Annotated in this window: 10 protein-coding genes; 5 read left to right on the forward strand and 5 right to left on the reverse strand. The window is 63.4% G+C overall.

The window, feature by feature from the left end; all coding sequences use genetic code 11:
- Window positions 1-10 precede the first annotated feature (10 nt).
- A complete protein-coding gene (locus AAFP32_RS11185; RefSeq protein ID WP_350269203.1) occupies window positions 11-715 on the forward strand; it encodes a phosphatase PAP2 family protein in 705 nt (234 codons plus the stop codon).
- Window positions 716-759: 44 nt separating this feature from the next.
- On the opposite strand, the gene serA is transcribed toward AAFP32_RS11185, so the two are convergent.
- Both serA and AAFP32_RS11195 read right to left on the reverse strand, forming a co-directional pair.
- Window positions 760-2,352, reverse strand: coding sequence for a phosphoglycerate dehydrogenase (serA, locus tag AAFP32_RS11190; RefSeq protein ID WP_101619652.1), 1,593 nt, complete (start codon window positions 2,350-2,352; stop codon window positions 760-762).
- Window positions 2,353-2,463: 111 nt separating this feature from the next.
- Window positions 2,464-3,756 (reverse strand): GNAT family N-acetyltransferase, encoded by a 1,293-nt coding sequence (locus AAFP32_RS11195; RefSeq protein ID WP_350269204.1) that lies wholly within the window; start codon window positions 3,754-3,756, stop codon window positions 2,464-2,466.
- 410 nt (window positions 3,757-4,166) lie between these two features.
- Here AAFP32_RS11195 and AAFP32_RS11200 point away from each other — a divergent pair, with 410 nt between their 5' ends.
- The 4 genes from AAFP32_RS11200 (at window position 4,167) to AAFP32_RS11215 (ending at window position 9,782) form a co-directional block, all read left to right on the forward strand.
- Window positions 4,167-5,147 (forward strand): ABC transporter permease, encoded by a 981-nt coding sequence (locus AAFP32_RS11200; protein ID WP_420883395.1) that lies wholly within the window; start codon window positions 4,167-4,169, stop codon window positions 5,145-5,147.
- Window positions 5,144-6,142: an ABC transporter permease gene (locus AAFP32_RS11205; RefSeq protein ID WP_350269206.1), complete on the forward strand. Its 999-nt coding sequence runs from the start codon at window positions 5,144-5,146 to the stop codon at window positions 6,140-6,142. The genes AAFP32_RS11200 and AAFP32_RS11205 overlap by 4 nt, the downstream gene beginning before the upstream one ends.
- A gap of 142 nt (window positions 6,143-6,284) precedes the next feature.
- Window positions 6,285-7,961, forward strand: coding sequence for an ABC transporter substrate-binding protein (locus tag AAFP32_RS11210; RefSeq protein WP_350269207.1), 1,677 nt, complete (start codon window positions 6,285-6,287; stop codon window positions 7,959-7,961).
- A 3-nt stretch (window positions 7,962-7,964) separates the two neighbouring features.
- On the forward strand, window positions 7,965-9,782 hold the full coding sequence (locus tag AAFP32_RS11215; RefSeq protein ID WP_350269208.1) for an ABC transporter ATP-binding protein: 1,818 nt from the start codon (window positions 7,965-7,967) through the stop codon (window positions 9,780-9,782).
- Between the two features lie 66 nt (window positions 9,783-9,848).
- On the opposite strand, the gene ilvC is transcribed toward AAFP32_RS11215, so the two are convergent.
- The 3 genes from ilvC to AAFP32_RS11230 form a co-directional block, all read right to left on the reverse strand.
- Window positions 9,849-10,880 (reverse strand): ketol-acid reductoisomerase, encoded by a 1,032-nt coding sequence (gene ilvC, locus AAFP32_RS11220; RefSeq protein WP_350269209.1) that lies wholly within the window; start codon window positions 10,878-10,880, stop codon window positions 9,849-9,851.
- Window positions 10,881-11,014: 134 nt separating this feature from the next.
- A complete protein-coding gene (gene ilvN / locus AAFP32_RS11225) occupies window positions 11,015-11,527 on the reverse strand; it encodes an acetolactate synthase small subunit (protein WP_101619646.1) in 513 nt (170 codons plus the stop codon).
- Window positions 11,524-13,461, reverse strand: a complete 1,938-nt coding sequence (locus tag AAFP32_RS11230; RefSeq protein WP_350269210.1) for an acetolactate synthase large subunit — start codon at window positions 13,459-13,461, stop codon at window positions 11,524-11,526. Before AAFP32_RS11230 ends, ilvN begins: the two co-directional genes overlap by 4 nt.
- Window positions 13,462-13,747 lie beyond the last annotated feature (286 nt).

The following is a 13,747-nucleotide window of genomic DNA, read 5'->3' on the forward strand; positions in this document are numbered from 1 at the left end:
GCCTTTACGAATGTCGGTCCGTCAACCCTCGTGGATCCTGTGGTCGACCCTGCCGGCGGTCCTCCTCGTCGTCGCATTCGGCCTGTGGCTGAGAGTCAATGTCTCCGGACCCACGGCGGTTGATCAGGATTGGCTGAACCTTGTCGGGCTTGAGCCAGGCACCACCGGGTATTGGCTGGCGGTCACCCTCGCCGGGGTGGGCGGGGGTGCGGGGGCCGTGATCTGCACCGGCCTGCTGGCTGCCATCTTCGTCCTTCTGCGACAATTCCGTGCCGCAGGTGTCCTTGCGACCACCATGCTCATGGGAATCGCCCTGTCCGAGTTGCTCAAGGCCGTGGTCACCCGAGTCCGCCCCGGCGAACAGCTCTATGACTCCCTGGGCTATTCATACCCTTCGGGCCATTCCATGGGCGCGGCTGCGCTGGCCCTGGGACTCGCCTTCATCGCCTCCCGAGCCCACATGATCAAACTGGCCGAGGCAGTTCCGACCGAGATCGCGCCCCCGCTCGAACCGGTGCGTCTGCGGTTCCACTGGTCGATGGTCCTGGCCCTCGCATGGATCCTGCTGATGATGTGGTCACGCACAGCACTCCAGGTGCACTGGCTCTCCGACACGATCGCCGGAGCATTCATCGGCGCCTCGGCCGCGGTACTCGCCGACGAGCTGTGGACCTGGGCAGCGATAAGGACCCGTTCGCCTCATCGTCAGAGGTGAACGGGTCCTAGTCAGAGGTGAACGGGTCCTAGTCAGAGACTGTCTCAGTCCTCGCTCAATGAGACTCCACTGAATGCAGAGGCGTTGACGGCTCCCGCCACGGCCTTGACGACGGCTTCGGACACCGCCGAGTCGACAGCCAGCACAGACAGTGCATCATTGTCGGTCGCCGAGGGTGAGACCTGCATGCCCGCGATGTTGATGTCATTGGCGCCGAGGGCCTGGCCAAGCTGACCGATGATGCCCGGACGGTCCTCATAGCGGAAGATAAGCAGGTTGTCGGTGAGCTCGATCTCCAGCTCGAAACCGTTGACCTCGGTGAGCTTCTGCACGAGCTTCGGTCCGGTCACGGTGCCCGAGACCGAGATCCGCTGCCCTTCGCTCGTCGTCGCGGTCAGCCGCGTGATGTTGCGGAATGATTCGCAGTACGGATCGGTGACGAGTTCGACGCCGATTCCGCGCTCCTCCGCCAACAGCGGGGCGTTGACGTAGGAAACCTGATCGGACACGACGTCCTTGAACAGGCCCTTGAGCGCGGAGAGCTTGAGGACAGACACGTCCTTGTCCGCGATCTCGCCGTTGACCTCGACCTTGAAATGTGTGACCGAGGAGTTCGCCAGTGAGTTGACGACTCGGCCCAGTCGTTCTGCCAGGGGAATGCCCGGGCGCACGTCCTCGTGGATGGCTCCGCCGGCAACGTTGACCGCATCCGGAACGAGTTCCCCGGCCAGGGCCTTGCGTACGGACTTGGCCACGGCAACGCCGGCCTTCTCCTGTGCCTCGGCAGTCGAAGCGCCGAGGTGGGGCGTGACGTTGACGGCGTCGAGTTCCATCAGCGCCGAGTGCTCAGGTGGTTCGGTGTTCCACACGTCGATGCCGGCACCGCCGACTTCACCTGCTGCGACCGCCTCGGCCAGCGCCTCCTCGTCGATGATGCCGCCGCGGGCCACGTTGATGAATCGCGCGCCCGGCTTCGCCGACTTGAATTCCTCTGTGCTGATCATGCCGATGGTCTCGGGAGTTTTGGGCATGTGGACGGTGACGAAGTCACTGACGGCCAACAGCCCGGGCAGGTCGACGACCTCGACGCCCATCTGCGCGGCCCGCGCCTGCGTGATGTAGGGGTCGTAGCCGACCAGACGCATGCCGAATGCCTTAGCACGCTCGGCCACAAGTCCGCCGATGCGGCCGAGTCCGACGATGCCGAGAGTCTTTTCGTAGAGCTCCACGCCCGTGTACTTCGAACGCTTCCACTCCCCCGCCTTGAGCGAGGTGTTGCCGGCGCCGAAGTAACGTGCCGACCCGAGGATGTGGGCCATGGTGAGCTCGGCCGCGGAGATGATGTTCGAGGTCGGAGCGTTGACGACCATGACACCCGCCGAGGTGGCGGCTGGGACGTCGACATTGTCGAGTCCGACGCCGGCCCGGGCGATGACCTGGAGTTTCTTCGCGGCACTGATCGCCTCGGCATCGACCTGAGTGGCGGAGCGGACGAGAATCGCGTCGACATCGACGATGTCGTTGAGGAGCTGAGAACGGTCAGCACCTTCGGTCTGACGGATCTCGAAGTCCCCGCCAAGGGCATCGATGGTGGCCGGTGACAGTTTTTCGGCGATGAGCACGATGGGCTTGGGCACTGAGTTCCTCCTGAAGCGTGTGGGACGCGTCCATCTTATGAGACTTTGTGAATGCCTTCACAAGGTCTCAAATTCTGGGAAGTGAGTCTCGACTCGGCTCAGGTGCAGATCTCAGAAACCGTTGGGCGAGTACGGCATCCGTCCCAGGCTGAACATCGCACTGGCGCGCACCGCTGCTCCGGGCACGTTCTCGTCGATTCGTCCCGCCCGAGCGAGGATCACCGGGTCGGCACCGCCGAAGTAGAGGGAACCAAGCTCCGCGATGCCCAGGCTCAAATCGGCAGGGGTCGAATCGGAGGCGGTTTCGACGACGGCGTTCTCACCGTCGGAGGTGATCGTGAAACGACCACCGGCCAAGTCCAGCGAGTCATCGATCTCGAGCACCAATGTGCCGGGCACGTACCAGGGCCTGGCTTCGAGTGCTGCCTTGACATCAAGGATCCGGATCCAGATGTTGTCCTCCGTGGACACGGTCCTGACCCGGCGTGAATCGGTGAGCAGCCAGGGCAGCGGCGAATCCTCGGCCGATTCCCCGAATGTCACTCTCGTCGACAGGTCGATGGCGGCCAGGAATGACCACAGGGAGGCATAGGCGGCGTCGGTGACTGCGACGAAGTCGATGAGTTCGATCGTCGGCGGATTCTTCGACCAACCGGCGAATTTATAGGACACGTAGCCGTCGGCCTCGCCCTGCTCATTGAAGTGCAGGGCAGCACGCACGCCACGGTCGGCTTCACCAGTGTCGGTGTTCAACGCTCCGGTGGCACGCTCAACGTAGGTCTGCTGGCGCTCCATCGCACCCGGCGAGGTGCGCATGAACTCCCCGTAGATCTTCGGGGCCAGTTCGCGCAGCTCACTGGGCAGACACATCTCGACCCGACGGTCGGGTTCGTGGACCATCTTGAATCCGGGTGAGGTGTCGACCTCGATGGAATGCGCCCAGGTGGCGACGCCGAAGCCGAAGCGGGAGTAGATCCCACCCTCGGTCGCAGTCAGTGCGGCGAACGGGTATCCGTCGGCCTTCGCCTCGGCGAGGTCGGTCGTCATCAGCGACCGCAGCAGTCCACGCCGGCGATGCGTCGGCCGCACCGTCACCCAGGTGATCAGGTGTCCGGGCACCAGACGCCCACCACCCACGTTGACCAGCTTCTCGAACCACGCAAAGGTCGCCACAGGAATTCCCGCGTCGAGGGCGTGCTCGTATTCCTGCTTCGCATAGACGGCGGTGAGATTCCGGCCGTCAGCGATGGCCCGCCCCACGCGGTTCTTCAGGGCATCGTCTGTCGAGCGGACATCGTGGAATCCCACACTCGTCGACGCGAAGTACCCCTGGGTGCGCTCATCAGGGGCACCGGTGGATTCGTCGAAGGCGGGCTTGAAGTTTTCGAATCTGTAGTTCGTCACGTTCTCCACAGTAATTCACCTCACGCCTCATGCACCCTGCCGACGCAGGAAAAGGCCGAATCGTCGTATTGAACCGAGCCGCGGAGACGAACGGCCACTGTGCCCAACAGTGAGCCATTGGCCCGAGCAGTGAGTCAGCCTCCGACGCCGCGTTCCCCGACGCAGATAAACTGCAAAAACCTTCATCGTTGAGCAGATTCGCAATCTCGAGCCTGTGATCCTGCTCTCACCTGTGCACCTGAATCGCTGTACCTGCGCAGGACACTAAGTTACTGAGGCTCGAAGTTACGTTCAATGACTTTGGTGACTTTGCTCAGGACGAGTTCAGGAGTAATAATTGTTGAGCAGTTCAGCGACCCTGGCTGCGACCACTCTCCGCCGGATGACCCGAACAGAATCGAAGGATGGCGATGACAGCAGCCTCACAAGGACCTGCCGAGCGAGTTCCAGCGCAGCGCACTCGCCGAGACAGCGTCTGGGCTCGTCTCCTGCGTTCGCGCGCATCCGTGACCGGCCTCGTCCTGGTGCTCGTCTTCATTCTTCTCGCGCTCCTGGCCCCGGTCTTCTCAGCGCTGACCGGCAACAGCCCGCTCTCCTACAATTCGGACCTCCTCGGACCCGACACCGCACCGGCAGGGCCATTCGGTGGGATCAGCACCCAGCACTGGTTCGGCGTCGAGCCTCGCACTGGTCGTGATCTGTTCGCGATCGTCTCCTATGGTGCTCAGGTATCCCTGCTCATCGGCCTGGCCGCCACCCTCGTCTCGATCGTCGTCGGGGTGATCGTCGGCCTCGTCGCCGGGTTCTATGGCGGCTTCGCCGATCGCCTGCTCTCGCGTCTGACCGACGTGATCTTCGGCTTCCCATTCCTCATCTTCGCAATCGCACTGTCCGCGACCGTCCCCGCGAGTGTCCCCCGCACCCTGCTCCTCATCCTCGTCATCGGCTTCTTCGGGTGGCCCTCGATCGCCCGCGTCGTGCGCAGCGAGACTCTCTCGCTCAAGGAGCGCGGGTTCGTCCGTGCCGCAGCTGCCCAGGGAACCGGAAGCGCCCGCATCATCATCCGCGAGATCTTCCCGAACATTCTGGCCACGATCATTGTCTTCACGACCGTGTCGATCCCGGGCAAGATCGGTGCCGAGGCGGCGCTGTCCTTCCTCGGGGTCGGCGTCAATCCGCCCACCCCGTCGTGGGGTCGCTCGATCTCCGACGCGATCTCCTGGGTCCAGGTCGATCCCATGTACCTGATCTTCCCCGGCATGGCTCTGTTCCTCGTGACGTTGGGCTTCAACATGTTCGGTGATGGTCTCCGTGATGCGCTCGACCCAGCTGAGGCGCGCAACGAGAATGCGGCACCGATCGAACCCGTGAGCACAGGAGGACAACCGTGAGCCGCGTCAAATTCGTCATCTACCGTCTGCTCGGGGCACTCATCGTGCTCTTCATCGTCGCGGCCGCGTGCTTCGCGATCTTCTACCTCATGCCCAGCAATCCCGCGCAGTATTCGTGCGGAAAGCCATGTTCGCCAGACCGCCTCGCCGAAGTCGAACGCTATCTGGGTGTCGATCAGGCGTGGTGGAAGCAGCTCTTCGACTTCCTTCGCGGAATCGTCGTCGGTCGTGACTTCGGCACGGGTGCCGCTGCCATCCACTGCGATGCCCCCTGCTTCGGCTATTCGTTCCGTCTGCGCGACTCGGTCACGTCGCTCATCCTCAGCCGACTGCCGATCACCGTCTCACTGACTCTGGGTGCGGCAGTCCTGTGGGCCATCGGCGGGATCGCCGCCGGCCTCATCGCCGCTCTCAAGCGCGGAACTGCCACCGACAACGTGGTCATGGGAGCCGCCATCACCGGCATCTCAGCGCCCACCTACCTGCTGGGTCTGCTCGGCATCCTGCTCTTCGGCTTCACTCTCAACGTCCTGCCCATCGGCGGATATGTGCCGCTGACCGAGAACCCTGCGATGTGGGCCTTCCACCTGATCCTTCCCTGGATCGTCCTGGCCATCGCCAATGCAGCGATCTATGCACGGCTGACTCGCGGCCAGATGCTCGAGGTGATGAGCCAGGACTACATCCGCACGGCCCGGGCCAAGGGGCTGAGCGAACCGGTCGTCATCGGCAAGCACGGGCTGCGCAATCTGGTGTTGCCCCTGACGACGCTCTTCGCGATCGACATCGGCGGGCTCCTGGGCGGGGCAGTGATCACGGAGAAGGTCTTCGGCCTCGGCGGCGTCGGCACACTGCTGCTCGAAGCCGTGTCGAACCTCGACATCCAGGTCATCGTCGGCGTCACTCTCTTCGCCGCGGCGATCGTGGTCATCGCGAATCTGCTTGCCGATCTCAGCTATTCGATCCTCGACCCACGAATCGGGGCTCGCCGCTGACCCACGCATCCACACGCACGGCGGGTACACGCGCCGACCGACGCAGCCACACCATCACCGGACCATGACGACACACACGGACACAGCGAACCTTCGGGCCCACCATCACCGCCCCGATTGGAACGCTTGAGAAAGGCACACCATGAGAAAATCAGCACTGATCGCATCAGCACTGGCCTTGGGACTCATCCTCACCGGCTGCAACGCCAACCCAGAGCTCAACAACGACGGCGACAAGAGTACGAACACTCTGGGCGAGACGCACAAGGGCGGGACCCTCAACATCTTCGCCGAGGACTCCGACATCGATTTCGATCCCGGCAAGAGCCAGGGCCTGGCGATCACATCGTTGGCCTACGTCCATCGTCGTCTGACCACGTGGGACATCAGGCCCGGCCAGGAGGGCACGGTCGTTCCCGACCTCGCCACCGACACCGGACAGATCGGTGATGACGGCAAGACTTGGACCTTCACCCTCAAGGACGGCCTCAAGTACGAGGACGGCTCCGCGATCACCTCGGCGGACATCAAATACGGCATCGAACGGTCCTTCTCCACCGAACTCTCCGGTGGCCTGAGCTACCACAAGACGCTGCTCAAGGGCGGCGCTGACTATCAGGGCCCGTTCAAGGGCGAGGAGCTGAAGTCCGTCGAGACTCCCGATGACAAGACCATTGTCTTCCACCTCAAGTCAGCCTTCGGCGACTTCCCGTGGATCGCCTCCATGCCGGCCTTCTCCCCCGTCCCCGAGGACAAAGACGATCCGGGCAAGTACGGCCTCGACCCGATCTCGTCAGGCCCCTACCAGGTCGAATCGAACAAATCCGGCTCCGAAGCCGTGCTGACGCGCAACAAGTACTGGGACGAGAAGACCGACCCCGTGCGCACCGCAGGCCCCGATGAGGTCGTGTTCAAACTCGGCCAGGATGCCTCGGTGACCGCTCAGGCTCTCATCTCCGATTCCGGAGATGCGAAGAACGGCTTCTCCGCCAGCTTCGTCCCGGCCGCGCAGCTGGCACAGGTGCAGAGCGACCCGAGTGCGAAGTCCCGTCTCGTCACCTCAGGCCCGGGCGCCCTGTCCTACCTCGCGATGAACAACGAGCGCAAGGGACTCGACGACGTCAAGGTCCGTCAGGCCATCAACTATGCGGTCAACAAGGACACCTATCGCATCGCCGGCGGAGGAGAGATCTCAGGCGACTTCGCCTCGACGCTCATCACGCCAGGGATCCCCGGCCGTCAGGACTATGACCTCTATCAGGCAGATCCCAGCGGTGATATCGACAAGGCCAAGTCTCTGCTCAAGGAGTCGAGTGCTGATCTGGGCACGCTCAAGCTGCTGGTGAAGAACGACGCCACCTCGGTCGCGCAGGCCGAAGCGATCCAGGAGGCTCTGGCCCGCATCGACGTCAAGGTGAGGATCAAGTCCGTGGACGCGAACACGTTCTCCGCCGATGCCACAGACACCAAGGGCGACTACGACCTGGCGCTGAGCTCGTGGCAGCCGGACTTCCCATCGGCCAATGGCAACATCCAGCCGCTCTTCGACTCCTCGCAGATCGGCAACGGCAACTACAACATCTCCCGCTACTCCAACGACGAGGTGGACGCACTCATCAAGAAGGCGACCGAAACCGTCAAACCGGAAGAGGCACAGAAGATCTGGGCCGAGGCTGACAAGCGGATCATGGACGATGCTCCCATAGTGCCGCTGACCTACAACAAGAACTCCTTCCTGTACGGATCCGCTGTGGAGAACTTCGTCGTCGGCGACTTCCCCGCGTACCCGGTCTATTTCAAGGCCTCACTGAAAGGCTGACCCATGGCCAACACTTCTGCAGCACTCGAATTCTCCGATCACTCGGTCTCCTTCGGGGCCCGAACCATCACCGAGGGCGTGTCCCTCGAGCTCGTGCCGGGCTCGATCCTTGCCCTCGTCGGCGAGTCGGGCTCGGGCAAGTCGGTGACCGCGCTGGCGGCACTCGGCCTGGCCGGATCGGCCACTCAGACCGGTTCGGTGCGTCTGACCGGGCCAGAGCGTCTGATCGGCGAAGGCAGAGAAGCTCGCCAAGGACAGGACACCGAGCTAGTCGGTCTCACCGCGAAAGCGTTGCGCCGAGTTCGCGGTGCACGCGTCGGTGTTGTCTTCCAGGAGCCGATGGGAGCGTTCAATCCCATGTTTCGACTCGGGCATCAGATCGCCGAGGCGGCCCGTGCCCATGGCAGAGAGCCCGCCGCAGCCGGCGGCGCTCAGACGACCCTGCCCGAAGGTACCCCGACGTCTCCCACCGACGGGGCCCAGTCCGATGATTCGATCGGCGAGAGAGTACGGCAGCAGCTGCTTAAGTCGGGACTGAACAATCCCGACCAAGTCATGCGGGCCTACCCACACGAGCTCTCCGGCGGACAGCTGCAGCGGGCGATGATCGCGCTGGCGACCATCAATTCCCCCGAAGTGCTCTTCGCCGACGAGCCGACCACCGCTCTCGACGTCACAGTCCAGACCGGGATCCTCGATCTGCTGCGCCGGCAGGCCACCGAGGAAGGCCAGGCCGTCCTCCTCATCACCCACGATATGGGTGTGGTCGCCGACATTGCTGATCGTGTGGCCGTGATGAAGTCGGGACGCATCGTCGAAACCGGTGCAGTTCGCGATATCTTCGACCGCCCGAAGTCCGAGTACACGCGTGAACTCCTCGACGCGGTCCCGCGGCTGAATGCGGTCATCGCGGCCTCCACCGCCGAGGTGAACGATCGTCTGGGCTCTCCGACTGCGCATCCGTATGGTTCGGCAACGGCTTGGGCAGAATCCTCGCCTGCTGCCGTTCCCGCTGTTCTGGCCGCCGAACTGACCGCCGCAACTGTCGTCCACCGCAGCTCGGGACGCCAAGTCACTGCAATGGATTCGGTCGACCTCGCCATACCCGCAGGGTCGATCACCGGTCTCGTCGGCGAATCCGGCTCGGGCAAGTCAACGATCGCCAACGTACTCACCGGAGGCCAAGGGCTGACCTCCGGTCGGGCATTCGTCGACGGTGGTCGCGTGAGTACGCGTCCGACTCGAAAGCAGCGGAGGCTGCGGTCGGAGATCGGCGTCGTGTTCCAGGATCCGCGCGGATCTCTCAACCCGCGCCGCTCGGTCGGGGCACAGATCGCAGAACCCATGAGAGTCCACACCGATCGCGGTCGACGAGACATCGAAGCTCAGGTGACGAGCCTCCTTGACGATGTGCGTCTGCCGGGCGATTTCGCCGGACGGTATCCGCACGAGCTCTCCGGCGGCCAGCGCCAACGCGTAGCGATCGCCCGAGCACTTGCACTTGGGCCCAAGCTGCTCATCGCCGATGAGCCCACATCAGCGCTGGACGTCTCCGTGCAGCGAGGAGTCCTCAGACTCCTGGCCGACCTCCACGAGATCCACAAATTCGCTTGTCTGTTCATCAGCCATGACCTCGCAGTGGTCGAACAGCTGGCGTCGACTGTCGTCGTCCTGCAGCACGGGGCGATCGTCGAACAGGGGCCGAGCTCTCAGGTGCTGATGAATCCGAGTCAGGCCTACACACGCGAACTCATCGACTCCGCGCCAGTCCCCGACCCCGAGATCCAGGCAGCTCGTCGCGCGGCCAGACTGGCCGCCTGAAGCTGCAAGACAAAGGCGCCCCGGAAGCCGATCGGCTTTCGGGGCACCTTCATCGTTCAGAGACGATCAGCGAGCGGCAGTGCCCTCGGTGTAGTCGTCGTCGGAATCCTTGAGCCATGCGAACATCTTGCGCAGCTCGCGGCCGGTGGTCTCGATCGGGTGCGTCTCTTCCTTCGAGCGCAGTTCCTTGAACTCGGCCGCACCGTTCTTCTGGTCGTTCATGAAACGCTCGGCGAACTTGCCGTTCTGGATGTCGGCGAGGACGGCTTCCATGTTCTTCTTCACGTCCGGGGTGATGACGCGCGGTCCGGAGACGTAGTCGCCGTACTCAGCGGTGTCGGAGATCGACCAGCGCTGCTTGGCGATTCCACCCTCGACCATGAGGTCGACGATGAGCTTGAGCTCGTGGAGAACCTCGAAGTAGGCGATCTCCGGCTGGTAGCCGGCCTCGGTGAGGACCTCGAAGCCGTACTGCACGAGGTGGGAGGTGCCACCACAGAGAACGGTCTGCTCGCCGAAGAGATCCGACTCGGTCTCCTCGGTGAAGGTGGTCTTGATGCCACCGGCACGCAGTCCGCCGATTGCCTTGGCGTAGGAGAGCACGAGCTCCCAGGCGCTGCCTGAGGCGTCGGCTTCGACGGCCACGAGAACGGGCACACCGCGGCCATCGACGTATTCGCGACGCACAACGTGTCCGGGACCCTTGGGTGCGACCATGATGACGTCCACGCCCTCAGGCGGCTGGATGTAGTCGAAGCGGATGTTGAAGCCGTGAGCGAAGAGCAGGGCGTTGCCGGGCGTCAGATGAGGAGCGATCTCTGCGTTGTAGATCTCGGCCTGAACCTGGTCAGGAGCGAGGATCACAACAAGGTCGGCCCATTCGGAGACCTCTGCAGGAGTGCCGACCTCGAGGCCTTCAGCTGCGGCCTTGTCGCGGCTGGCAGAGCCTTCCTTGAGGCCGATGCGGACCTCGACACCGGAATCGCGCAGGCTCAGCGAGTGCGCGTGGCCCTGGCTGCCGTAGCCGATGACGGCAACCTTCTTGCCCTGGATGACGGACAGATCTGCGTTGTCGTCGTAATAGCGTTCTGCTGCCATAGTTCTCTTGCTCCTTCAGAGGTTTGGGGTACTCCCCCATTGTTTCACAGTTCGGTACTGCTGTTCACTTGTTGAGATGGTTGACGTTCCACTTAGTGGAACACGAAGACATCAGCTGTGCCGGGCCACAGGGTTCAGCTGCGCAGAGCGCGGTCGGTGATCGACTTCGATCCGCGGCCGATGGCCACGGTTCCCGATTGGACGATCTCCTTGATCCCGAATGGCTCGAGGACCTCGCGCAGGGCCTCGACCTTGCCCAGCTCGCCGGTGGCTTCGACACTGACAGAGTCGGGTCCCACGTCGACGATCTTGGCGCGGAACATCTCCACTGCCGCCGCAACCTGCGGACGGGTGGTGGCGTTGGCCTTGACCTTGTAGATGACGTGGGCTCGACGCACCGACGAAGCCGGCTCGAGCTCAACGATCTTGATGACGTTGACCAGCTTGTTGAGCTGCTTGGTCACCTGCTCCAAAGGCACGTCCTTGACGTCGACGACGACGGTGATGCGCGAGAGCTCATCGTGTTCGGTCACGCCCACGGCGAGGCTGTGGATGTTGAAGCCGCGGCGGGCGATGAGTCCGGTGAAGCGGGTGAGCACGCCCGGTTTGTTCTCGACTAAGACTGAGAGCGTGTGCCGGTTGTTCATTCCAGGCCTCCTTCGATCTGGGCCACGGAGCGAACCGTGCCGTCTTCTTCAGTGCCAGCGTCCGCGATCAGGTTCTCGGCCTGTTCGTCGCCTTCGCCATCGAACTCCGGGCGAACGCCGCGCGCGTATTCGATCTCGTCATTGGAGACACCGGCGGCGACCATCGGCCACACCATGGCATCCGGCGGGACAGTGAAATCGAGGACCACAGGCCGGTCGTTGGTCTCCAGCGCCGTCTTGATCGCAGCATCGACGTCGTCGTTGCTGTCCACGCGCAGGGCCAGGCAGCCGTACGCCTCGGCGAGCTTGACGAAGTCGGGGATCCGGATCGACTGATGGCCCGTGTTGAGATCGGTGTTGGAGTACCGGCCGTCATAGAACAGGGTCTGCCACTGACGGACCATGCCCAGTGAAGAGTTGTTGATGATCGCGACCTTGATCGGAATGTCGTTGAGCGCGCAGGTCGCCAGCTCCTGGTTGGTCATCTGGAAGCATCCGTCCCCGTCGATGGCCCACACCACACGGTCCGGTTCGGCGACCTTCGCGCCCATCGCGGCAGGCACCGAGTAGCCCATGGTGCCGAGGCCACCGGAATTCAGCCACGACTTGGGGCGTTCGAACTCAACGAACTGGGCGGCCCACATCTGGTGCTGGCCCACGCCGGCTGCGTAGACCGCTTCGGGTCCGGTCAGCGCGGAGATCCGCGAGATCACGTACTGCGGATCGCAGAGCTCATCCTGCGTGGCGTAGCCCAGCGGGTAGGTCGTCTTGAGGCGGTTGAGGAAGCGCCACCAGGGTTCGCGCTGACGCTCGAGAGCCTTGGGGAACTTGCTGCGCATCTCATTGAGCATCTCCGCAAGGACCTCACGGGCGTCGCCGACGATGGCGACGTCGACGTCACGATTCTTCCCGATCTCCGCTGGGTCGATGTCGGCGTGGATGACCTGCGCATTCGGCGCGAAGGAATCGAGGTTGCCGGTGACCCGGTCATCGAACCTGGCGCCGATGGTGATGAGGAGGTCAGATTTCTGGAAGGCGGTCACGGCGGGCACGGTGCCGTGCATACCCGGCATCCCGAGGTGCAGCTGGTGCGAGTCGGGGAACGCACCGCGGGCCATCAGGGTCGTGACGACGGGAATGTTGGTCGCCTCGGCGAGCTTGAGCAGTTCCTTCTCCGCTTGGGAGCGGATGACACCGCCGCCGATGTAGAACACGGGGCGCTGGGCATCCGAGATGAGTCGGACGGCTTCGCGAATCTGCTTCGCATGGGGCTTGAGGATCGGACGGTAGCCGGGCAGCTGCGGCTCATCGGGCCAAACGAAGGGAGCGGTGCCCGTCTGCGCGTCCTTGGTGACGTCGACGAGGACCGGACCGGGCCGACCTGTGGTCGCGATGTGATGGGCGTGCAGGATCGCGGAGGGAATATCCTCGGGCTTGGTGACGAGGAAGCTGTGTTTGGTCACCGGCATCGTCATTCCCACGATGTCAGCTTCCTGGAAGGCATCGGTGCCCAGCAGCTTCGAACTCTGCTGACCGGTGATGGCCAGCACCGGGACGGAATCCATATGGGCGTCGGCGAGCGCCGTGATGAGGTTCGTCGCACCCGGGCCCGAGGTCGCGATGCACACGCCCAGCCTACCCGAAGCGGAGGCATAGCCTTCGGCCGCATGCCCGGCTCCCTGTTCGTGACGAACGAGGATGTGGCGGATCTTATCGGTCTCGAACAGCGGATCGTAGGTCGGAAGGATGGTGCCGCCGGGAAGGCCGAAGACCGTCTCGACCTCGAGGAGCTCAAGGCTGCGAACGATCGCCTGCGCTCCGGTGAGGACCTCAGGGGTCGAGTTGCGTCGAATGCTTGACGGGGTCGCGGTCACCGGGGCTGCGCTGGGCGCGGTGCCGGTTCCCGCTGACTGGGCCGAGGGCGTGGCTGCCATCGTTTCGTATCCTTCCTAGTGATCCATCTTGTCTCCGCATGAAAAAAGCCCCTCCGGTTTCGGTAGGGGCGCGCGGAACATGTCGTGTTGACAGGCTACGGAAGATCCGCGCGCTGGGTAATAACGACGACAAGAAGGTGAGTCATGCCTCAATAGTTCACCTCTGGCAATAAGCGTGTCAAACGTTGCAATGGATCGTCTCGAAGATTGGGACTCGTATCGCTTGAGGCGTGAGATCAATGAAGAGCGACCCGCGATCGCACCCACGAAGCAAGGGAAAGCTCGA

Origin of the sequence: Brevibacterium sp. CBA3109 (genome assembly GCF_040256645.1) — a bacterium.
In the GTDB taxonomy this organism is placed as follows: Bacteria; Actinomycetota; Actinomycetes; order Actinomycetales; family Brevibacteriaceae; genus Brevibacterium; species Brevibacterium koreense.

What these genes read in the sequence shown, in the direction of transcription:
- AAFP32_RS11185 (WP_350269203.1), top strand. Translation starts at nt 11, where the DNA reads ATGTCGGTCCGTCAACCCTCGTGGATCCTGTGGTCGACCCTGCCGGCG.
- AAFP32_RS11200 (WP_420883395.1), top strand. Translation starts at nt 4,167, where the DNA reads ATGACAGCAGCCTCACAAGGACCTGCCGAGCGAGTTCCAGCGCAGCGC.
- AAFP32_RS11210 (WP_350269207.1), top strand. Translation starts at nt 6,285, where the DNA reads ATGAGAAAATCAGCACTGATCGCATCAGCACTGGCCTTGGGACTCATC.
- AAFP32_RS11215 (WP_350269208.1), top strand. Translation starts at nt 7,965, where the DNA reads ATGGCCAACACTTCTGCAGCACTCGAATTCTCCGATCACTCGGTCTCC.
- ilvC (WP_350269209.1), bottom strand. Translation starts at nt 10,880, where the DNA reads ATGGCAGCAGAACGCTATTACGACGACAACGCAGATCTGTCCGTCATC.
- ilvN (WP_101619646.1), bottom strand. Translation starts at nt 11,527, where the DNA reads ATGAACAACCGGCACACGCTCTCAGTCTTAGTCGAGAACAAACCGGGC.
- AAFP32_RS11230 (WP_350269210.1), bottom strand. Translation starts at nt 13,461, where the DNA reads ATGGCAGCCACGCCCTCGGCCCAGTCAGCGGGAACCGGCACCGCGCCC.